Here is a 20,757-nt window from a genome sequence, read left to right as displayed (position 1 = left end):
GTAACGTTGGATATCCGTCGAAAGCAATTCGACGCAGTCGCCGAACAGCCCCCTGCGACGAGAATTCGAGGACTCTGACTCATGCCACCGCTTCGCTCACGCACCACGACCGTCGGACGCAATGCCGCGGGAGCTCGCTCCCTCTGGCGCGCGACCGGTCTCACCGACTCCGACTTCGGCAAGCCGATTGTCGCCATCGCGAACTCGTACACCCAGTTCGTTCCGGGCCACGTCCACCTCAAGGACGTCGGCGAGATCGTGGCCGAGGCGGTACGGGCGGCGGGCGGCGTGCCGCGCGAGTTCCACACCATCGCGGTCGATGACGGCATCGCCATGGGTCACGGCGGCATGCTCTACTCGCTGCCCTCGCGCGAGATCATCGCCGATTCGGTCGAGTACATGGCCAATGCGCACACCGCGGACGCACTGGTCTGTATCTCCAACTGCGACAAGATCACTCCCGGCATGCTGAACGCCGCCATGCGGCTGAACATCCCGGCCGTGTTCGTCTCCGGCGGCCCGATGGAGGCCGGTAAGGCCGTCGTCGTGGGCGGTGTGGCGCAGGCCCCGACCGACCTGATCACCGCCATCTCGGCCAGCGCCTCCGCCGCGGTCAGCGATGACGGCCTCGATGAGGTCGAGCGCAGCGCGTGTCCGACCTGTGGTTCCTGCTCCGGCATGTTCACCGCCAACTCCATGAACTGCCTCACCGAGGCGCTGGGTCTGGCACTGCCCGGCAATGGCTCCACCCTGGCCACCCACGAGGCCCGCCGCGCGCTGTTCCAGCGGGCCGGCAAGGTCATCGTCGATATCGCCACCCGCTGGTACCACGAGGACGATGCCTCGGTGCTGCCGCGGAATGTGGCCAATGCCAAGGCCTTCCGCAATGCCATGGCCCTGGATGTGGCCATGGGCGGTTCCACCAATACCGTGCTGCACACCCTCGCCGCCGCGCAGGAGGGTGAGGTCGACTTCGACCTGCAGACCATCGACGAGATCTCGCGCCGGGTGCCCTGCCTGTCCAAGGTCTCCCCCAACTCCGATTACCACATGGAGGACGTGCACCGCGCCGGCGGCATCCCGGCCATCCTGGGCGAACTGCGCCGGGGCGGCCTGCTGGAAACCGACGTCACCACCGTGCACACCGCATCCTTCGACGAGTGGCTGGACACCTGGGATATCCGCTCCGGCAAGGCTTCCGAGGAAGCCGTCGAGCTGTTCCACGCCGCGCCGGGCGGCGTGCGCACCACCGAACCGTTCTCCACCCAGAACCGCTGGTCCTCCCTGGATACCGATGCCGAGGCGGGCTGCATCCGGGATATGGAGCACGCCTACACCGTCGAGGGCGGGCTGTGCGTGCTGCGCGGCAATATCGCCCCCAATGGCGCGATCCTCAAGACCGCCGGTATCGACGAGGACCTGTTCACCTTCGAGGGTCCGGCCGTGGTGGTCGAATCCCAGGAGGAAGCCGTCTCCATGATCCTCGGCAAGAAGATCCAGCCGGGCGATGTGGTCGTGGTCCGCTACGAGGGCCCCAAGGGCGGTCCGGGCATGCAGGAAATGCTGCACCCCACCTCCTTCCTCAAGGGTGTCGGCCTGGGCAAGAAGTGCGCGCTCATCACCGACGGCCGCTTCTCCGGCGGCACCTCGGGCCTGTCCATCGGCCACATGTCGCCCGAGGCGGCGGCCGGCGGCGCGATCGGCCTGATCGAGAACGGTGACAGGATCCGCATCGACGTGCACACCCGCGCGCTCGAATTGCTGGTTCCCGAGGCGGTTCTCGCCGAACGGCGCTCGAAGATGGATGCGTCCGAACGGCCTTGGCAACCCGTGAACCGGGAACGTCCGGTCACCACCGCGCTGCGGGCCTACGCCGCGCTGGCCACCTCCGCGGACAAGGGCGCAGTCCGGTACGTGCCGTAACCCCCAGATTCCACTGCTCAATTGTTCGTCCCGGACGTGAGACCGGGTAGTCCACGCTGTCATCGGCTGGACGGTGGTACCTGCACGCGCAACCACGACTCCGGTTGTGCGCCAACCACTGCGGAGTGATCCGCCCGGTCTCGCAATCGTCCGGCTTAGTTCAGGAACGGTATGACAATCGAATACGTCGGCAAGACCGACACGATGCTGGCCGAATACTCGGCGATGCTGGAGCGATGCGACGTCCGCAATACGCGGGCCCGCGCCCTGCTGGCCGAGGCCGAAGAACTCGCCGCCGAATCGCGTGAACTCGGATCGGCCGAGTTCATGGCCGAGCCCGACGAGGCCGCTGCCATCAGCGCGCACCGCTCGGTCATGCAAGAACAGATCGATGCCAAGTCCGTACTGGTCCTGCAACTACACCAGGAAACCTTCGAAGAGTGGCAAAGGTTCACCGCCACGCAGTGGTGAGTGTGGATACAAAGCGGCCGGGGCGATTTGAGATCACCCCGGCCGCTTGCTGTTCGGAGGAGCCGGTCGGTGGCGCGGCGCTACCTCCGGCGTTCGAAAGAGTCTTACGATCAGGCCGGATCGAACCCACCGGATCGGACCGCAGCCACGAAGGCGTCCCACCCGGACGGATCGAACACGAGCGCCGGACCGGTCGGGTCCTTCGAGTCCCGCACCCCGATGTAGTCGCCGCCCGTACCGGCAAAGGCGACCTCCACGCATTCGGAAGCGTTGGGAGACTTGCTGGATTTGAACCACTCGGCATTCGACAGATCGATGGTCACGCCCGGTACTCCTTCGCGATTTGCCACACCAGTTCCCTGGAGGCATCCTCACTCAACGCTACCTGCCCGAGAGTGGCGATCGCCCGGCGATGCCGATCGATCACTTCGGTTTGCTCCAGGTAGAGAGCTCCTTCGTAACCCTCGACGTACACCACCGGCGGCTCAACCAATCTGCTTGCCAGCGGAGGGAATTCGAGCAGCGTGAACGACTGGAACACGAGACCGCTATGCGCGTCCGCGCTGAACGGCACGACCCGTACCGCGACATTCTCTCGTTCACTGTCCTCAGCAAGCCGCCGCAGCTGGTCACCCATCACGACACATCCGCCGGGCCGATGACGCAGGACCGCTTCCGACAGCAAGGCTGCGATCCGGAACCCTCCGTCATCGAGTCTGGCCCGTCTGCGGGTGGCCAGCTCGAGCCGCCGCTCGACATCAACAGCCGACAACTCGGGCACATCGGCTCGGATCATCGATCGGCGATACTCGGAAGTCTGAAGCAGGCCCGGCATGAGTGCGAGCTGATGCGTCGTCAGACGATCGGCCGCCGCCTCCAGACTGAGGTAGTGGTCGAAGTGCGCAGCGAATTGATCACTGTACGACCGCCACCAACCTTTGGTAGTGCCTTGCAATTTCGCGGCGTGGTCTTGCTGCCTGACTTCATCCCAAAGACCCAGAACCTCATCGCGCTCGGCGCTCGGATTTGCGATGTCGTAGAAATCGAGCAGGTCCTTGATTTGGGACGTCACAATTTTAATCTTTCGACCATCTTCCATTCGGCCGATGCTCTGAGGCGAGATCTCGATATGCAAACCCGCTGCTAGCTGACCCTTTCCGGCACGGATTCGATAGCGACGAAGGATGCGACCGAGCGCCCTACGGGGAAGCGAGGATCCGACCATTTCATTAGCCTCACTATCTGGGAATCTCCGTATTGGATTACCCCTCAGTGGAGTTCCATCATGTTAAGTGGAAATAGCTTTGTGGAACTGCCAATTCGGCCAAAGTAGGTATCTCCGAGAATCAGCGCCTGTCGACAAGCCAGGCATCGCTACTCGGCACTCACACCGAATGGAGGCCGTAATGCCTTGGGACACATGGGCGCTGCTGTCGATCCTGGCGCTGTGCAGCAGCGTCATCCTCTGGTCCTGCTGGGGCTTCTACCGTGACAGCCACCCGGCCCACACCGAAACACTCCGACTTCCGCTCACCGGCGGCGGCCACGTCGATCTCCCCTGCCCGAGCACATACCCCGTCGGACGACACCGCGCCCGGCACCGGATTCACCAAACACCGCAGCCGACAAGGCATCCCGCCCACGCGCCCCTCGAGCGTGCGGCATGAACTCCGCCGAAGTAGCCGTCCTCACCGCCCTGCACCCTGACAACACCCTCACCGCCACCGAAATCCAGAGGTCCTCGGCTCTGACCAGCTGGCGCACCCGCAACGCCCTCGCCCAACTCGAGGCACGCGGTCTGATCCAACCGGGCCGCCCTCGAGGCCGCTGGCGACTCACGGCCCGAGGCCGAGTCGCCCTCGCTACCAAGGGCAAACGGTTCGCCTGACTATGCCAACCGCACCAACCACCCCGAGCTACAGCCCTCGGACTGGTTGGGGCGGACCCGTAACGCTGCCGGAAATCCGCACTCCGCCGGAAACGACGGTCAGTCCAGGCCCACATCGAGCTGATTCCAGCTGATCGTCACGTCGAGCGGGTCTGCGGCATCGCATAGGTACAGAGCGGCCGGGGCGATCTGAGATCGCCCCGGCCGCTTGCTGTGCGGTTCGGATCAGTCGAAGGGGCCGATGCCTGACAAGGGGTTGCCGCCGTGGAGATAGATGTAGGTGAGGATGGCGGCTGCCACGGCCGCTACCAGGGCTGCCAGGGAGCCGAGGAAGGGCCTGGTTGCCCAGCCGCGGCTGCGGTCGAAGGAGAGGCGGCCGGGGCCGGTGAGGATGAGCACTGTGGCCGCGCCGGCCAGCACGGATTCGAGTTCGGTGGAGTTGGCCTTGGCCGAGTATTGGAAGCCTTCGACCATGCCCTGCTTCCACATCCAGGCGTCGAGGATGACGGCGAGCACCGCACCGGCCGCGAGCGGGGTGGCCAGGCCGAGCACGACCAGCACGCCACCGCCGAGCTCACCGGCGATCAGCAGCGGTGCGGCGATATCGACGTGCTTCCAGCCGCCGTTCTCCATTGCCGTCTTGATGCCGTCGAGGCCGGGGCCGTTGAACCAACCGGTGGCCTTTTGCAGACCGTGGTAGATGAAGGTGCCTCCGACGACCAAGCGCAGCAACAACAGTCCGAGGTCCAGCGTGCCGCGGCGCTCGTCGCGACGGAACGGGCGGGTGCCCTCGGCGGGCGCGGCCGGAGCCGGCGGGATGCTGGCGAACCCGTAGGTGGGCGTGATGTCGGAGCCGGTGCTGTTGGACGCACCCGGAATCGAGTTCTTCAGCTCCGAGTACAGCGGCACCTCGGGGTCCAGGCCCAGTTCATCATCGGTGCGCGGCAGCTCCTTGGTGAGCCGCTCGGTGGGGGCCACGTTCGCCGTGTTGAACTGCTCGGTCGGCGAGTCGAAGGGGCTGCGCACCGGTTCGCCGACCGGCCTCGGTGATACCGGGTCCGTGGTCGAATTGACTCCAGCGCGTCCCGGCGCGTCTGTGGACGGGTCGTTCGGCTTATCGGTCACGCGGGTCAGAGTATGCGCCCGAGGCAGTTGGCGCGCGGCAGTTGGCGGGCGTGTCGATTGTCCAGTTCGCGGATCGTTGGTGGGCGTGTCGATTGTCCAGTTCGCGGATCGTTGGTGGGCGTGTCGACCGAGCGGAGCGAGCAGTGGGCACTGTGGGTTCGCGGATCGCCGGGGGCGGTTGCGACCCCGTCCGCGCATACGCGGCGGGTTTTCCGTAACGTCTGAGCCATGAGTTTGGTTGCCGCGGGGCGTGTCAGGGTGGGCGCGCGGAGTGTCGTACTGGGCGTGACGCTCGGCGCCGTGCTGCTGTCCGGTTGTGCCGCCCGATTCGATGATCGAGCGTCGGGCCCGTTCACCACCGAGCCGGAGTGGCACGACGCCGATTTCGGCCCGGAGAAGAAGACGCCGACCACTACCAAACCGCCGGAAGGGCCGTGCATCGACAATACCCAGGGCGTGGTCGCGACCTGCCTGGATATCACCTCGGGGGTGGTCGGCCTGCCCGACGGCATCACCGGTCTGGTGGCCGAGCACAAGCTGGGCCGCATCTTCAAGATCGATACCAGTGACCCGACGCCGCTACCGCACGTCCTGCCGCAGATCGCGCAGCTGGATGTCGACACCTCCGGTGATGGCGGGCTCGAGGATCTCACCATCTCGCCCAGCTATACCGAGGACGGCCTGATGTACGCCTACATCAGCACGGCCTCCGACAATCGGGTGGTCCGGATCGGCGAGGACGGCGCGGCCAAGCCGGTGCTCACCGGAATCCCCAAGGGCGCCACCGGCAATCACGGCGCCATCGAATTCATTACCGCCGACACCATGCTGGTGCTCACCGGCGACGCCGGAAACCCGGCCGCCGCGGGCGACCCGAACTCGCTGGCGGGCAAGGTATTGCGGATCAAGAATCCGAGCCCGAACACCTCGGCCCAGCCCGAGGTGGTGGCCTCCGGCATCGAGACGGCCGGCGACCTCTGCATAGCCCCGGACAGCACCATCTGGTTCACCGACCGCACCGCCGTCGAGGACCGGCTGCGCTGGGTCGGCCCGGACGGGACCGTCAATACCGGATGGACCTGGACCGATCACCCCGGCGTCGCGGGCTGCGTGGCAGCGGCGGACGAGGTATCGGTGGCCATGCGCAATGCGAACGGGCTCGCTGTGGCCAAGGCCGACAAGGACACCCACGCGATCACCGCGATCCCCACCCTGACCTACCAGAACAAATGGGGCCGCATGAATGCCGCCGCCCCCGGTGGAAACGGCACGATCTGGGTCGGCACCATCAATAAGGAAGACGGTGGCCAGCCCACCCCCAATGATGACCGCGTCATCCTCCTCTCCCCGCCGAGCGGCGGCGGCAGCGGAGAAAGAGGATAGCCCGATCTCCGAAAGCGACTGCGGCGCACAGCTATAGCTGTGCGCCGCAGTCGCTTTCCAGCGCAATGCAAGCCGAGACCACCCGGAAATGGCTGTGGCGCATGGCGATTGCCATGCGCCACAGTCGGCTTCGCAGGTGCGCGATTACTCCGAGACGCCGCAGGCGGCGAGGACGAGTTCGCGGACTCGGGCGGCGTCGGCTTGCCCGCGGGTGGCCTTCATGACGTCGCCGACGACCTTGCCCGCGGCCTGGATCTTGCCGGAGCGGATCTTGTCAGCGATGGCCGGGTTGGCCTCGAGGGCCTTGTCGACCTCGGCTTGCAGGGCGGAGTCGTCGGAGACCATGCCGAGGCCCTTGGCCTCGACGATCTGGGCGGGCTCGCCCTCGCCCGCGAGGACGAAGTCGACGACCTGCTTGGCAACCTTGTTATTGATGGTCTTGGCCTCGACCAGCCCGGCCACCTCGGCGACCTGCTTCGGGCTGATGGGCAGGTCCTCGAGGGCGACCTCGCGCTCCTTGGCCTTCTCGGTCAGGTAGGCGACCCACCAGGAGCGGGCGGCGTCCACCGAGGCTCCGGCGTCGACCGTCGCGATGATCAGGTCCAGCGCACCGGCATTGACGAGGTCGCGGAAGACCTCGTCGGACAGACCCCAGTCGGCCTGGATGCGGCCGCGGCGCAGCCACGGGTACTCCGGAATGGTGCCGCGCAACTCTTCGACCCAGGCGGCGTCCGGCGCGACCGGCTCGAGGTCCGGCTCCGGGAAGTAGCGGTAGTCCTCGGCGGTCTCCTTGATGCGCCCGGCCGAGGTGGTGCCGTCGGTCTCGTGGAAGTGGCGGGTCTCCATGAGGATCTCGCCGCCCGAGGCCAGCACCGCGGCCTGCCGCCGCATCTCGAAGCGCACCGCGACCTCGACGCTCTTGAGCGAGTTCACGTTCTTGGTCTCGGTGCGGGTGCCGAATTCCTTGGCGCCCTTGGGCATCAGCGACACATTGGCGTCGCAGCGCAGCGAGCCCTGCTCCATCTTGACGTCGGAGACATCGAGGGACTTGAGCACCTCGCGCAGTGCGGTCACGTAGGCGCGGGCCACCTCGGGGGCGCGTTCGCCCGCACCTTCGATGGTCTTGGTCACGATCTCGATGAGCGGCACACCGGCGCGGTTGTAGTCGAGCAGCGAGTGCGAAGCGCCGTGGATACGACCGGTCGCGCCGCCGACGTGCAGCGACTTACCGGTGTCCTCTTCCATGTGGGCGCGCTCGATCTCGACCCGGAAGATGCTGCCGTCGTCGAGCACCACATCGAGGTGGCCATTGGTGGCGATGGGCTCGTCGTACTGGCTGATCTGGTAGTTCTTCGGCTGATCCGGGTAGAAGTAGTTCTTCCGGGCGAACCGGCCCCACGGGGTGATGGAGCAGTTCAGCGCCAGGCCGATCCGGATGGCCGACTCGACGGCCTTCTCGTTCACCACCGGCAGCGATCCGGGCAGGCCGAGGCACACCGGGCAAACCTGGGTATTGGGTTCCGCGCCGAACTCGGTCGGGCATCCGCAGAACATCTTGGTCGCGGTGCCGAGCTCGACATGCACCTCCATACCCAGCACCGGCTCGTACCGGCTGATGACGTCGGTGTAGTCCATCAAGTCGACGGTGGCTGCGCTCATGGTGACCATCCTAGGGATGCGGCCCACGCTCGCGAAAACCACCGTCACCTGTGACTCGCGCGCCCGATCACCTCAGGGTGAGAACGGTGGACAGGCACAGCACTCCGGTGAACAACGGCCAGAACAATAGCTTCGGCAACAGATTGCCGCGCCAGTGCACGATGCCGCGCAGTCCATTGGTGAGCAGCAGCGTCGCATTCAACGCGACCAGCAGCGTCATCACATACAGCGCGAAGTACCAGAATTCGATGTAGGCGATCTGCGAGGAGCCGATCTCGGCGCGCGTCGCATTGTCATTGACCGCGACCACCAGCACCGTCGACACCGCGAAGCCGATGATGGCGAAGGCGGTGAAGCCGGACAGATTGCGCCGGTCCGGATCGGTGGTGATGACGAACAGCGACAGGAACATGAGCAGCGCCAACAGCACCACCGGAATCATGCGGCCAATCAAGGGCCCCTCGAGTTCGCGGGCGATGCCGGTATTGAAGTACAGCTCCGCCGCATCGGTGGAGACGCGGTGACTCTTGAGCGCGTAATTGGTGTGCTTGATGCTGAATTCGGTGGATGTCAGCCGCCAGCCGGGCAGCACGATTCCGGGGTCGAGCCCGTAGAGCTCGCCGCCCTGCCACGGCGGATATTCCTCGAAGTCCGGAACCAGGACGACGGAGTACTTCAGGTCGGACGAACTCATGCGCAGCCAGATGTCCTGGAGGTCGAGCGGGAAGTTCCGGTAGTCGAACGGCTGCCGCACGGTCACATTGAACGACCAGGTGGCGATGTCGTCGTCGCCGATGCGGTTGAGCGTCATCTCGCCCAGGTCGACCGAGCCGCTGGCTTCGGGGAATCGGATGCCGCGTCCCATGTCGGCGGGCAGGTCCGGCCCGAAGCGCTGCCAGACCCGGCCGCGGATCTTGACGTCATTGGAGTTGAGAAATTCGGCGGTGCGCACCAGGACTCCGGTGGGGATGCGGTAGTCGACGGGCCCGCCGGAATCCTGAGCGCCGAGTACGCGGTTCACCTGCCCCGGATCGCGCACCACCTCGCCCGGTGCGCTCGCGGCCCGGGAGTGCTCGCTTTCGGCGTGCATCCACCAGCAGATGGTGGTGAGGGTGAACAGGACCGTGAGCACGGCGGATCCCGTCCACAGCGCCGTGGTGCCGAGTCGATTCCCGGATAGGCTCACTATTCGGACATTAGCCAAAAGTTAGCGAGATATTCCGGAATCGACTCGGCACTTCGATATCGATTCGGTCGGCCGACCACCGTCCGGTCAGTCGATGGCTCAATCGAGGGCTCAGTCGAGGGCGATGGCCTCCACGATCGGCAATCGGGCCGCCCGGACCGCGGGCGGAATGGAACCCAGCAGCGAGAGCAGCAGCGCCACCGTCGCATAGACCAGCAGCAGCGGGCTGGGGTGATAGGCGATATCGAGCGACAAGGCATGCCCGAGCGCCACCGTCGCCAGGTAGTGCACGGCCGAGCCGACCACCAATCCCAGTGCCGCACCGGTCAATCCGATACCCGCCGCCTCGGCCAGAATGGTACGCAGCATGAACCGGCGACTGGTGCCCATGGCGCGCAGCACGCCCAGTTCGCGGCGACGCTCCAGCACCGACAGCATCAGGGTATTGAGCAGCGCGACCGTCGCCACCAGCACCACGATCCAGAGGATGGCATTACCGATCGAGGTGCCTTGGCGGACGCTGCCGGAAATCGCGGTCACCGTGTCTCTGCCGGTGGCCACATGCATATCGCTCGGCACGGTGGCTCGGACGGCCGCCATCACGGTGTCCGGGTTCGCGTCGGGCTTGATATCGATGCCGATGATGGTCTCGCCCGGCCGCTGGTACCACTGCCGGAGAATGTCGATATCCAGCACGACCACTCCGGCGATGGCGGAGAAGTACGGGACGACCCGCAGCACCTGGACCTTGTGCACCCCGGTGGGAGTGGGCAGCTCCAGTTCGGAGCCCTCCTTCACGTCCAGGGTCCGGGCCACATCGCGGGAGATGATGATCCCCTCCCCCTTGGCCATTCGAGCCAGCTCGTTCTGGGTCGCACCGTCGAGCACGGAACTGCGGCCGACGCCGCCCTCGTACCCCTGCAACATGACCCGGCCGCGGCCCAGCGTCGCGAAGGCCATTTGCGCACTACCGATTCCGGCGACGCCGGGCACCGCGCGGATCTTGTCCTTCAGATCCGCCGGAAGCAGCGGGCCGGTGGGGAACTGCTCCATGGCGGTCGGGCTGACGAAGATATCGGTGGTGCCCAGCTCTTCGAAGGTGTCCGTCGCCGCGGAGACCATATTGCGGGTGGCATTGCCCATGGCCACAACGGCGGTCACGCCGATCATCACGGTCATGGCGGTCGCCCAGACCCGGCGCGGCGCGCGTTCGATGGTGGTGGCCCCCAAGGCTCCGGGCGCGCCGAACAGCCGGGCCACCGCGGCAATGGCACGCACGATGGGATCGGTGGCGGCGAAGCACAGCACGACCGCCCCGACGATGGCCAGCGAGATGGATGCGAGGGAGTACCGGCCGAGATCGGTATGGGCGATCACGATCGCGCTCACCACCATGACCGCGCCCAGACCCGCTGCCGTCCAGCGCATTACGGGCTTGACCGCGTCGGAACTCGAAGCGCCGACGGGTGCGAGCGCCTCGATCGGGGCGACCTTGTACACCTGGCGGGCGGCCAGCGCGGAGGCGGCGACGCTGGCGAGCACGCAGGCCAGCACGGCCACCGGTACGGCGTACCCGGGCACCGTGTACTCGGTGCGCGCCTCCACCGATTGCACGATGGCGGCGGGCAGGCGGGTGATCGCGGTGCGGCCCATGAAGATTCCGATGACCGCCCCGATGAGCCCGCCGAACAGTCCGAGCAGCGCGGCCTCGACAATGAGGTCGCGCACCATGGGGCCGCGGCGGCCGCCGATGGCGCGCAGCAGCGACAGGGTCGGACGGCGTTGCGCCACGGCCATACTCATGGCGTTATAGATAAGGAAGGCGGAGACGATCAGCGCGGAGGCCGAGGAGGCCAGCGTCGAGTACCGCACCAGCGTTACCGCACCGCCCGCCTGCGCGGTGCGCAGATCCGGATCGGCGACCACGGCGCGGCCGGAGACCACCTCGGTGAGCGCCGAACGCAGTTGGTCCGCATCGGTATTCGGTGCGGCGATGATCTGCACGGAATCCAGTTTGCCGGTCCGGCCGGTGATCTTCTGCGCCACGGGAAGCAGCGCGATCACGATATGCCCGCCATTGAGCTTGCGCGAGACCTCGCCGTCGAGCACGCCCGCGACGGTGGCCGAGACGGTGCCGAGCTGGAGCTGCTCGCCTTCCTCGCGGCCCATACCGGATCCGACCAGCACGCCATTGGAGACCGTAAGCAGCTTGCCCGCTTGGTCTTTCATCGAGCCGTCGAGATCGCTGCCGAGCTGGGACACACTGGCGTCCGCTCCGATCAGCAGCGCCTTGTTCTCGTCCGTGCCGATCGACTGCCGCAGCATCGGCACCGCCGCGGAGACACCGGGCACGGCCCGGATCTGTTGCAGCAGCGACTGATCGAACCCGGCATCGGTAACGCCGCTGATCTCCAAGGCCGCGTTTCCGCCGAGACTGTGGGTGAGCCGATCCACCGAACCGGTGATCGAGCCGGAGATACTGAATACCGATACCAGCAGTCCGGCCGACACCCCCATGACGACCATGGACATGATGGTGCGGCCGCGATGGGCGAGCAGTTCGCCGATATTGAACAGCCGCAATCGATCCCAGCCCGCACGGATCATGCCCGAACCGCCCCGGTGTCGCCGGATCCGGCCACGACGCCGTCGCCTTCGGGTCCGAGGTCGATGCCCTTGCTCATCCCCACGGGTACGGTCCGGACCTCGCCGTCGTCGGTGCGTTCCACGAGCTCATTGGAGCCGATCTGCCCGTCCCGCAGCGTGATCACGCGATCGCAATAGCGCACCGCCCCCATATCGTGGGTCACCATGACCACCGAGTTGCCCTCGCGGGTGATGTCCCCGAGCAGTCGCAGAATGGACGCGCCGGTCTTGGAGTCCAGATTGCCGGTGGGTTCGTCGGCGAGAATGAGCGGCGGGTCCATGATGAGCGCGCGCGCCACCGCGACCCGCTGCATCTGACCGCCGGACAGTTCGGCCGGTCGGTGCTCGGCCCGGTCGGCGAGGCCGACCAGGTCCAGCAATTCCAGCGCCCGCGGCTTGGCCTTGCGCAGGCCGGTGCCGTCGAGCAATTTGGGAATGGCCACATTCTCCCAGGCCGACAGGGTCGGCAGCAGGTTGAAGAACTGGAAGATGAAACCGACCTGATGCCGCCGGAATTCGGATTGCCGGTCGTCGTCGAGGTCGCCGATCTCCTTGTCCTGGAATCGAATCGACCCGGAATCCGGCGAATCCAACGCTCCGAGCAGGTGCAGCAGCGTACTCTTGCCCGAACCGGACGGACCGATGATGGCAGTGAACTCACCCGCCTCGATGCGCAGGCTGACTCGGTCCAGGGCGCGCACGGACTGCCCGCCCACCCGGTACTCCCTTGTGATGTCCGTCAATTCCAGCAAGGTGATTCCCCTCGTTGATCAGCTAGCGAGCGCCCGTGGCTGCGGGCGATGGTACAGCAGGTGATCTATGTCATGCGCGTCCAGAATCGCGCGCAGGGCCGGCTGTTCGGCGGACAGTTCGAGGTACACCTCGACAGTCGATTTCCCCTGAGCCAGTGCGTGATCCAGTTTCACGTTCATGTGGTTGTCCCACCGGTGCCGCAATGCCAGCAGGACCCCCTCGGGCCCGCCGAAGAGCCGGTTCAGCTCCGGTAGGTCGTCGAACAGCTTGGTATCGGTGGGATTCCGCGCCGCCCGGTCCAGAACGGTGTGCAGGATGTCGGTGCGAGCATGCAGGTCTGTCCAGGACATGGCCCCCAACCTTCCGTTGTGCGCCCGACTCGTTCGGTGCGAGCGCTGCCAATGCCCAAAACGCTACGGTCGCGCCGCCACGATGTCGTCGTGCCGGGGACCCGACTCGAACTCCTACCCCGGTAGGAGAGGAGCCCATGCCCTCGCACGATGTACGTGTCCGGATTCGGCTATTAACCTGACAGGATGAACGTGATCAGCGCCACGCCGCAAGAACTCGGGCAGGCGTTGCGGGATCTGCCGGAGCTTTTGACGCGAAGCAGGGACCGCCTGCGCCTGTTCGTGCGGCACCCGGTGATCCAGTACCAGCGCTCCGTGGAGGAAATGGGGTTCGACTACCCCGTGGCGGTGGTGCTGCTGATCGACGTCATGATGGTGGTGGTGTCGACGACCGCGGTCATCCAGCGGTACGTCCTCGCGGACTACTTCCCCAGCCCGCTCCCGCTCGTGGCGCTGATCCTGACCTACATCATCGGACCGTTGTGCATGATCATCGGGCTGGCGCCGCGGCCACTGCTGTTCACCCTGGCCGCCATGGCGGCCGGAGGGCTGTTCCTGACTCAGCCGGTGCCGGTCGATATGGCTCCGTTCATCCTCATCGCCGCGGCGGGGGAGATCGCCGCCATCACGCCGACGGTGGCCAGCCTGCCGATCGCCGCCGCGATCATGGCCGAGCTGGTGTTCTTCGAATCGATCGGGCACCTGGACATGGGCCTGCCGTGGTGCACCTTCGGGGTGGCGTTCGGCTGGATGACCGGGCAGCTGCTGAACTATCAGCGCCGATACCTGTATCAGGAGCGCGAGTATCAGGATGTCCGGGCGCAGACCGCCGCCGATGGTGAGCGCCGCCGGATCGCCCGCGAGGTGCACGATGTCATCGCGCATTCGCTGAGCATCACGCTGCTGCATGTCACGGCCGCCCGGCACGCCTTGCAGACCGACCGGGACGTGGACGAGGCGGTGGAGGCCCTCACCGATGCCGAGCGACTGGGCCGCCAGGCCATGGCCGATATTCGCCGCACCGTGGGCCTGCTGGATCAGCGGCCGTCACCGCAGGCCCCGGAACCGGGCCTGGATGACATCGAGGATCTGGTCACCGATTTCGTGCGCGCGGGCATGGAGGTCGACTTCCGGATGGAGGGCGATACGTCGATGGTGACGGCCGGAATCGGGCTGGCGTTGTACCGGATCTGCCAGGAATCGCTGTCCAATATCGCCAAGCATGCCCCGGGGGCCAGCGCATCACTGCGAATCACCTTGTGCGCCAAGGATATCAATGTGCTCGTCAGCAATACGCTGCCGCCGGGGGTGAGCCTGCGCCCCGGCCAGGGCATGGGCATTTCCGGTATGCGCCAGCGCATCGGCCTGCTCGGGGGCACGCTCTCGGCCGGGCTCGACGCCCAGGACGGCTGGGAAGTGCACGCCCGCATACCGGTATCCACCCCGCTGAGCTGCATCGCCGTAGCCGCCGAGGATTCGCTGCGCACGGCATTCCAGTCGATGCACCGCAAGCTGCACGATGACAACATCTTCAAGGTGTCACCCGCTGAGCCGCAGGAGAGTATGTGACGGACCGCTCGGACGAGACCCTGGTGGATGTTCTCGTCGTCGATGATCAGGAGCTGGTTCGCGGTGGTCTGCGCCGAATCCTGCGCCGCCGTGACGGTTTCGCGGTCAGCGAGTGCGCGGATGGGGACGAGGTTCCGGCCGCGGTGGCCGCGCACCGGCCGCATGTGGTGCTGATGGATCTGCGGATGAAGCGGATCGGCGGGATCGAGGCCACCCGCACGCTCCGCACCCGCGAGGACGCACCGCCGGTCTTGGTGCTGACCACCTTCGATGACGATCAACTGCTGTCGGGGGCGCTGCGTGCGGGGGCGGCCGGATTCATTCTCAAGGACTCCCCCGCCGAGGATCTGATCCGCGCGGTGCGCACGGTCGCGTCGGGCGGGTCCTGGCTGGATCCGTCGGTGACGCCGCGGGTGCTCACGGCGTACCGGTCGGTCCGACCGACGCCCTCCCCCGCCCTCAGCAGGCTGTCCGACCTGACCGTTCGCGAGCTCGAGGTGCTCGAACTCATCGGCCGCGGCCGGCTCAATGCCGAAATAGCCCGAACGCTCGGCATCTCCGAAGTGACGGTGAAAAGCCACGTGGGACACATCTTCGGAAAGCTGGGGTTACGTGATCGCGCGGCGGCGATCGTCTTTGCGTTTGACCATGGCGTAGTTGCACCGGGAGAATCCAGTTCCTGAGGGGTGGGGAGCGAATTCCTTACTCGCCCCCTCCCGGGAGTTGGAGGTTTGACGGGGTGGATGCACCGCCATCGCGGGCCGGCGGTCGGTTCGGACCGTACGAGTTGCGCTCGCTGCTGGGCAGGGGCGGCATGGGAGAGGTCTACGAGGCCTACGACACCTCCAAGGATCGCGTCGTCGCGCTCAAGCTGCTACCTCCCGAGCTCGCCAAAGACCCCTCCTACCAGGAACGTTTCCGCCGCGAATCGCAGGCGGCGGCGCGGCTGGCCGAACCGCACATCATCCCGATCCACGACTGGGGTGAGATCGACGGCCAGCTCTATATCGATATGCGGCTGGTGCGCGGGCAGGATCTGCATTCGCTGCTGGGCGCGCAGGGGGCGCTGCCGCCGCTGCGCGCGGTCAATATCATCGAGCAGATCGCGGCGGGGCTGGATGCTGCGCACTACTCCGGTCTCGTTCACCGGGACGTGAAACCGGCCAACATCCTTGTCACTGATGCGGATTTCGCATATCTCGCCGACTTCGGCATCGCCCGCGCCGAGGGCGACTCCACCATCACCATGACCGGCACCGCGGTCGGCTCCTACGCCTATATGGCCCCGGAGCGGTTCGACGACGCCGGACCGGTCACCGGGCGCGCGGATATCTATTCGCTGGGCTGTGTGCTGCACGAATGCCTCACCGGCAATAAGCCGTTCCCGGCGCAGAACATGAGTCTGCTGATCCGCGCGCACATTTCCGAGCCGCCGCCGCGGCCGAGCGCGCAGCGCAATGGGATTCCGCACGCGCTGGATTCGGTGGTGGCGCGGGCGCTGGCCAAGGATCCGAACGGCCGCTTCCTGACCGCGGGTGAGTTCGCCCGGGCCGCGCGGGCGGCGCTGGCGGGAACCGAGGTGGCCCCGCCGCCGGTGGCCATGACGCCGCCCGCGCGGACGGTGCCTCCGGCGGCCCCGCCGACCGCCGCGCTCCCGCAGGTCGGCAATTCGGAACCGACTGTGCGGCAACCGAATACCGGCTCATTCCCACCGTATGTCACCGGCAGCTTCCCGCCGGTCGCGGAGGAGGGTCCGGCCACCAGTGATCTGCCGGTGATCGTGCCATCGGATCCGACCGTGGTGCGGGTCAGCGACTTCCACTACACGCCGCTGCCGCCGACCGCGCAGCAGAGTTCGATGTGGGGGCACGCGCAGGCGCAGCAGCGGGATTTCCCGTACGCGCCCACGCCCGACCCGTCGCTGTATCCGACCTCGGAGCATCCGCGATTCGATCCCGCGCCCACACCCACGTACCGGGAACGGCGGCGCAAGTCGATGGCGGTGCCGCTGGCGATCGGCGTACTGGTGATCGCGATCGCCGCGATTGCCGGTGCGGTGGGTTGGCAAGTCCTCGACCGCTCCGGCAACGAACCCAATACGACGGCGGCGCAGGGCAATACCGGTGGTGGTGCCACTGTGCCGCTGTCGCAACCGAAGAACTCGACGACGCCGCCCCCGACATCGACCACGGTCCAGTTGCCGGTGGGTGCGACGCCGTGTCCGCCGGTGTATTCCGCGCTCAATGGATACACCACCTCCGCGATCGGAACCGCTGTTACCAGTTGCCCTTTCGCGGAAGAAGTACGCCGGGCCTATGCTGACGCGACTGCGGGTCGGCCGGGAGCGGCAAGTAGTGTGGTGGCGGTCAGCCCCGTCACCAACAAGCCCTACACGATGAACTGCACGGCGGCAGGCAAATTGGTGACCTGCATTGGTGGCGAGAACGCGGTGGTATATGTCTACTGATTCAAATCCCGCCTGTCGCAAGGCGATTGCGCGAGGTATCGCTTTGGCGACGCTACTGGCGGTGTCCGCCTGCGGTGTGCACAACACGGCGTCGAGCAGCTCGGCGGCGGGCGCGGGCGGCATTCGCCCGGTCGCCGCGGACTCCAAGGTGCCCGGAATGTCCATGGTCGCGCCCGATTTGCCGGGGCTGTTCGGGTTGCCGAAGTCGGTGACGTTCACCGCCGATTTCACCGATCTACAGGCCGGACTGGACGGCCGCATCGGCCTGGCGGTCATGCCGGTCGGCGGCGGCGATATGACCGTGCTCGGCAATTGGACCACCGGAATCGCCTGGTCCACCATCAAGGTGCCGCTGGCCCTGGCGGCACTGCGCCGCGACCCGGTCGGGCTGCGCACCACCGCCGAGGCCGCCATCACCTTCTCGGACAATGATGCGGCACAGGAGCTTTGGACCTCCCTGGGCACCGGCAGCCAGGCCGCCGAAGCGGTCGAGTCGGTCCTGCGCGAGGCCGGTGACAACACCACCGATGTCGCCGCCCGGCACACCCGGCTCGCCGTGCTGGAATCCGATGATCTGCTCGCCTTCGGCGCCACCGACTGGTCACTGACCGATCAGGCGCGCTTCGCCTCCCGGCTGCCCTGCCTGCCGCGCGCCAACTCGGTGATCTCGCTCATGAGTGAAATCACGCCGAGCCAGAGCTGGGGCCTGGGGCGGTTGATCGGCGCGGAATTCAAGGGCGGCTGGGGACCCGACGACGATACCGGCAAGTACACCGTGCGGCAGTTCGGCCTGGTGCCGACCTTCAATGGCCCGGTCGCGGTGGCGCTGGCGGCCGAACCGGCCTCGGGTTCCTTCGATGACGCCACCGACATGATGGACAAGATGGCGCTGCTGCTCGGCGACCATCTGCCGGATCTACGCGGCGGACTGTGCAGCCATTGACGATTGGGTGTATGCGGCCGACGGCGCTCGCCTCGTGAACCAGGACGCACACACCGAATTGGGCAAACAAGGTCCGAAAAGCGGCAATACGCACGGCATTCGACCCCCTCATCCGGCCCGCGAGACAATCCCTGCGATTGACGGGGGCGGGTGGGTCCAGTAGGAAACAGGGACTCACCGGGATGATGGAGGTATCGGGGTGGACGCACCGTATTCGCGTACCGCTGACCGGCGTGGCGCTCGACGCGCCGCGCCGGAGGCTCGGGACGGCGCACGCGATACCCGCACGGGCGCACCCCGTTCCGGGCGACGCGGCCGACTAGCCCGGGTGATCGGCTGTGGCGCGGCCGCGGTGCTGGTGGGAGCGTTGTCGTCGTGCACCAGCAAGCCGGTGCTCCTACCGGACGCCACCACCGGGGCCGCCGCGGCGACCAGCAGCACCTCCAAAGCGGTGGTGGCCATGCCGGGCACGCTCGCCTGGGATTTCATCCACGACCTACAACCCACGCTGAATGCCAAAGTGGGACTTGCGATCATGCCGGTGGGCGGGGACCGGCCGGTCACGCTCGGCGATTGGTCCAACGGTCCGGCCTGGTCGACCATGAAGGTGCCGCTCACTCTGGCTGCGCTGCGGCAGAATTCGGGATATACGACCGCGGCGACCTCGGCGATCACCTACTCGGACAATTCAGCCGCGGATACCTTGTGGCAGTCCCTCGGCAGCCCGGATGCCGCGGCCTCGACGGTGGAGGCGGTGCTGCGCGAGGGCGGAGACGCCGACACCAAGGTGCCCGCCACTCGGAGCCGGGCGGAGTATTCGGCCTTCGGGCAGGCCAACTGGTCGCTGACCGATCAACTCGAATTCGCCTCCAACCTGCCCTGCCTGCCCCAGTCCGACTCGGTGACCTCGCTGATGGGCAAGATCAGCTACGGGCAGCGGTGGGGGCTCGGAAATCTCGAAGGCGCGGAATTCAAGGGCGGCTGGGGCCCCGACCCCACCGGCAACTACCTGGTCCGCCAGTTCGGCCTGATCCCCGTCGACGGCGGAGAGCTCGCCATCGCCATTGCCACCCAGGCCAATTCGGGCTCCTTCGATGAAGGCACCACGATCCTCACCAAAGTAGCCGCCCTGATCACCAAGCACTTGGGCGAGCTGCGCGGCGGCAATTGCCCCGTTCCGCACTGACCCTCGGAACCCGCAGGCCTGCTCGGCGGCCGCATGCGTTGCAAGGCCTGCAACCGTCGACAAGGCATGCCGCCGTGACTACTCCCCCGTAACCCACGGTTCACGGGGGTGCGACCCACGCCACACCGAACTCAGGGCAAGATGGTGGCCATGCGCATCGGAGTCTTGACCGGAGGCGGGGATTGCCCAGGCCTGAACGCCGTGATCCGAGCTGTCGTTCGTACCGCGAACGGCCGCTGGGGCGACGCGATCATCGGGTTCCAGGATGGGTGGCGCGGGCTACTCGAGGATCGCAAGATCAATATCCTCAATGACGACCGCACCGACCGCCTGCTCACCAAGGGCGGCACCATGCTCGGCACCGCCCGCACCAATCCGGATGTGCTGCGCGCCGGGCTCCCCCGCATCAAGCAGACCCTCGACGACAATGGCATCGACGCCCTCATCCCGATCGGCGGCGAAGGCACCCTGACCGCCGCCAGCTGGCTCGCCGACGAAGGCGTCCCCGTGGTCGGCGTCCCCAAGACCATCGACAATGACATCGACTGCACCGACACCACCTTCGGCCACGACACCGCGGTCGCCATCGCCACCGAGGCCATCGACCGCCTGCACACCACCGCCGAATCCCATCAGCGCGTCATGCTCGTGGAAGTCATGGGCCGCCACGCGGGCTGGATCGCCATGAACTCCGGCATAGCCTCCGGCGCCCACCTCACCCTCGTCCCCGAAGTCCCCTTCGACGTGGACGACGTCTGCGCCATGGTCAAACGCCGCTTCCAACGCGGCGACTCCCACTTCATCTGCGTAGTAGCCGAAGGCGCCCACCCCGACCCCAAGTCCATGTCCCTGCGAGACGGCGGCATAGACGAATTCGGTCACGTCAAGTTCACCGGCGTAGCCCAACAACTCGCCCCCGAAATCGAACGCCGAATCGGCAAGGAAGTCCGAGTAACAGTCCTCGGCCACGTCCAACGAGGCGGCACCCCCACCCCTTATGACCGAATCCTCGCCACCCGCTTCGGTGTCCACGCCGCCGAGGCCGTCCACGCAGGCAACTTCGGCCAAATGGTCGCCCTCCATGGCAGCGAAATCGATTTGGTCCCCCTCTCCGAAGCCACCAAGCAACTCAAGCTGGTCCCCGCCGACCGCTATCGAGAAGCCGCCGCCTTCTTCGGCTGAAATCCCAACCCCCGCAACACCACATA

The 20,757-nt window shown here is 66.6% G+C and carries 19 protein-coding genes; 11 read left to right on the top strand and 8 right to left on the bottom strand.

Going from position 1 to position 20,757, the window contains the following annotated elements; genetic code table 11:
- Window positions 1-81: 81 nt before the first annotated feature.
- On the top strand, window positions 82-1,923 hold the full coding sequence (gene ilvD / locus AB0N05_RS05100) for a dihydroxy-acid dehydratase (protein ID WP_364687765.1): 1,842 nt from the start codon (window positions 82-84) through the stop codon (window positions 1,921-1,923).
- 171 nt (window positions 1,924-2,094) lie between these two features.
- Entirely contained in the window at window positions 2,095-2,394 is a 300-nt protein-coding gene (locus AB0N05_RS05095) for a hypothetical protein (protein WP_364687763.1), read from the top strand.
- A gap of 110 nt (window positions 2,395-2,504) precedes the next feature.
- Here AB0N05_RS05095 and AB0N05_RS05090 read toward each other — a convergent pair whose 3' ends face one another.
- Both AB0N05_RS05090 and AB0N05_RS05085 read right to left on the bottom strand, forming a co-directional pair.
- Window positions 2,505-2,717, bottom strand: a complete 213-nt coding sequence (locus tag AB0N05_RS05090; RefSeq protein ID WP_364687761.1) for a DUF397 domain-containing protein — start codon at window positions 2,715-2,717, stop codon at window positions 2,505-2,507.
- Window positions 2,714-3,619 carry a helix-turn-helix transcriptional regulator gene (locus tag AB0N05_RS05085; RefSeq protein ID WP_364687759.1) on the bottom strand — a complete coding sequence of 302 codons (906 nt, stop codon included), beginning with the start codon at window positions 3,617-3,619 and terminating at the stop codon, window positions 2,714-2,716. Before AB0N05_RS05085 ends, AB0N05_RS05090 begins: the two co-directional genes overlap by 4 nt.
- A gap of 181 nt (window positions 3,620-3,800) precedes the next feature.
- On the opposite strand from AB0N05_RS05085, the gene AB0N05_RS05080 reads away from it, so the two are divergent.
- Both AB0N05_RS05080 and AB0N05_RS05075 read left to right on the top strand, forming a co-directional pair.
- A complete protein-coding gene (locus tag AB0N05_RS05080; protein ID WP_364687757.1) occupies window positions 3,801-4,061 on the top strand; it encodes a hypothetical protein in 261 nt (86 codons plus the stop codon).
- Window positions 4,058-4,282 carry a hypothetical protein gene (locus AB0N05_RS05075; protein WP_364687755.1) on the top strand — a complete coding sequence of 75 codons (225 nt, stop codon included), beginning with the start codon at window positions 4,058-4,060 and terminating at the stop codon, window positions 4,280-4,282. Before AB0N05_RS05080 ends, AB0N05_RS05075 begins: the two co-directional genes overlap by 4 nt.
- A 225-nt stretch (window positions 4,283-4,507) precedes the next feature.
- Here AB0N05_RS05075 and AB0N05_RS05070 read toward each other — a convergent pair whose 3' ends face one another.
- Entirely contained in the window at window positions 4,508-5,407 is a 900-nt protein-coding gene (locus tag AB0N05_RS05070; RefSeq protein ID WP_364687753.1) for a DoxX family protein, read from the bottom strand.
- A gap of 228 nt (window positions 5,408-5,635) precedes the next feature.
- On the opposite strand from AB0N05_RS05070, the gene AB0N05_RS05065 reads away from it, so the two are divergent.
- Window positions 5,636-6,790 carry a PQQ-dependent sugar dehydrogenase gene (locus AB0N05_RS05065; RefSeq protein ID WP_364687751.1) on the top strand — a complete coding sequence of 385 codons (1,155 nt, stop codon included), beginning with the start codon at window positions 5,636-5,638 and terminating at the stop codon, window positions 6,788-6,790.
- Window positions 6,791-6,934: 144 nt separating this feature from the next.
- Here the strand turns inward: AB0N05_RS05065 and gatB are convergent, their stop codons facing one another.
- The 5 genes from gatB to AB0N05_RS05040 all read right to left on the bottom strand — a co-directional run bounded on the left by gatB (window position 6,935) and on the right by AB0N05_RS05040 (window position 13,384).
- Complete coding sequence (gene gatB, locus AB0N05_RS05060) at window positions 6,935-8,449, bottom strand: Asp-tRNA(Asn)/Glu-tRNA(Gln) amidotransferase subunit GatB (protein WP_364687749.1); 1,515 nt, start codon at window positions 8,447-8,449, stop codon at window positions 6,935-6,937.
- 67 nt (window positions 8,450-8,516) lie between these two features.
- Window positions 8,517-9,635 (bottom strand): hypothetical protein, encoded by a 1,119-nt coding sequence (locus AB0N05_RS05055; protein ID WP_364687747.1) that lies wholly within the window; start codon window positions 9,633-9,635, stop codon window positions 8,517-8,519.
- Window positions 9,636-9,746: 111 nt separating this feature from the next.
- Window positions 9,747-12,242 (bottom strand): FtsX-like permease family protein, encoded by a 2,496-nt coding sequence (locus AB0N05_RS05050; RefSeq protein ID WP_364687745.1) that lies wholly within the window; start codon window positions 12,240-12,242, stop codon window positions 9,747-9,749.
- Window positions 12,239-13,033, bottom strand: coding sequence for an ABC transporter ATP-binding protein (locus AB0N05_RS05045; protein ID WP_364687743.1), 795 nt, complete (start codon window positions 13,031-13,033; stop codon window positions 12,239-12,241). Before AB0N05_RS05045 ends, AB0N05_RS05050 begins: the two co-directional genes overlap by 4 nt.
- A gap of 18 nt (window positions 13,034-13,051) precedes the next feature.
- A complete protein-coding gene (locus AB0N05_RS05040) occupies window positions 13,052-13,384 on the bottom strand; it encodes a hypothetical protein (RefSeq protein WP_364687741.1) in 333 nt (110 codons plus the stop codon).
- 186 nt (window positions 13,385-13,570) lie between these two features.
- Between AB0N05_RS05040 and AB0N05_RS05035 the strand changes: the two genes are divergently transcribed.
- From AB0N05_RS05035 to AB0N05_RS05010, 6 genes are all read left to right on the top strand, one after another.
- Window positions 13,571-14,953, top strand: a complete 1,383-nt coding sequence (locus AB0N05_RS05035) for a histidine kinase (protein ID WP_364687739.1) — start codon at window positions 13,571-13,573, stop codon at window positions 14,951-14,953.
- Window positions 14,950-15,636 (top strand): response regulator transcription factor, encoded by a 687-nt coding sequence (locus tag AB0N05_RS05030; RefSeq protein WP_364687737.1) that lies wholly within the window; start codon window positions 14,950-14,952, stop codon window positions 15,634-15,636. Before AB0N05_RS05035 ends, AB0N05_RS05030 begins: the two co-directional genes overlap by 4 nt.
- Before the next feature lie 56 nt (window positions 15,637-15,692).
- A complete protein-coding gene (locus AB0N05_RS05025) occupies window positions 15,693-17,420 on the top strand; it encodes a serine/threonine-protein kinase (protein ID WP_364687735.1) in 1,728 nt (575 codons plus the stop codon).
- A gap of 43 nt (window positions 17,421-17,463) precedes the next feature.
- On the top strand, window positions 17,464-18,363 hold the full coding sequence (locus AB0N05_RS05020; RefSeq protein ID WP_364687733.1) for a hypothetical protein: 900 nt from the start codon (window positions 17,464-17,466) through the stop codon (window positions 18,361-18,363).
- Window positions 18,364-18,562: 199 nt separating this feature from the next.
- A complete protein-coding gene (locus AB0N05_RS05015; RefSeq protein WP_364687731.1) occupies window positions 18,563-19,549 on the top strand; it encodes a hypothetical protein in 987 nt (328 codons plus the stop codon).
- A gap of 150 nt (window positions 19,550-19,699) precedes the next feature.
- Window positions 19,700-20,731 (top strand): ATP-dependent 6-phosphofructokinase, encoded by a 1,032-nt coding sequence (locus AB0N05_RS05010; RefSeq protein ID WP_364687729.1) that lies wholly within the window; start codon window positions 19,700-19,702, stop codon window positions 20,729-20,731.
- Window positions 20,732-20,757 lie beyond the last annotated feature (26 nt).

Origin of the sequence: Nocardia sp. NPDC051030 (assembly GCF_040683015.1) — a bacterium.
Lineage (GTDB): Bacteria > Actinomycetota > Actinomycetes > Mycobacteriales > Mycobacteriaceae > Nocardia.
Note: the sequence above shows the minus strand (reverse complement) of the source record. Positions and strands in the feature narration are given on the sequence as shown.

Coding starts and splice junctions, on each gene's coding strand:
- AB0N05_RS05075 (WP_364687755.1), top strand. CDS start 4,058: ATGAACTCCGCCGAAGTAGCCGTCCTCACCGCCCTGCACCCTGACAAC.
- AB0N05_RS05065 (WP_364687751.1), top strand. CDS start 5,636: ATGAGTTTGGTTGCCGCGGGGCGTGTCAGGGTGGGCGCGCGGAGTGTC.
- AB0N05_RS05050 (WP_364687745.1), bottom strand. CDS start 12,242: ATGATCCGTGCGGGCTGGGATCGATTGCGGCTGTTCAATATCGGCGAA.
- AB0N05_RS05095 (WP_364687763.1), top strand. CDS start 2,095: ATGACAATCGAATACGTCGGCAAGACCGACACGATGCTGGCCGAATAC.
- AB0N05_RS05035 (WP_364687739.1), top strand. CDS start 13,571: ATGAACGTGATCAGCGCCACGCCGCAAGAACTCGGGCAGGCGTTGCGG.
- AB0N05_RS05085 (WP_364687759.1), bottom strand. CDS start 3,619: ATGGTCGGATCCTCGCTTCCCCGTAGGGCGCTCGGTCGCATCCTTCGT.
- AB0N05_RS05010 (WP_364687729.1), top strand. CDS start 19,700: ATGCGCATCGGAGTCTTGACCGGAGGCGGGGATTGCCCAGGCCTGAAC.
- AB0N05_RS05040 (WP_364687741.1), bottom strand. CDS start 13,384: ATGTCCTGGACAGACCTGCATGCTCGCACCGACATCCTGCACACCGTT.
- AB0N05_RS05080 (WP_364687757.1), top strand. CDS start 3,801: ATGCCTTGGGACACATGGGCGCTGCTGTCGATCCTGGCGCTGTGCAGC.
- gatB (WP_364687749.1), bottom strand. CDS start 8,449: ATGAGCGCAGCCACCGTCGACTTGATGGACTACACCGACGTCATCAGC.
- ilvD (WP_364687765.1), top strand. CDS start 82: ATGCCACCGCTTCGCTCACGCACCACGACCGTCGGACGCAATGCCGCG.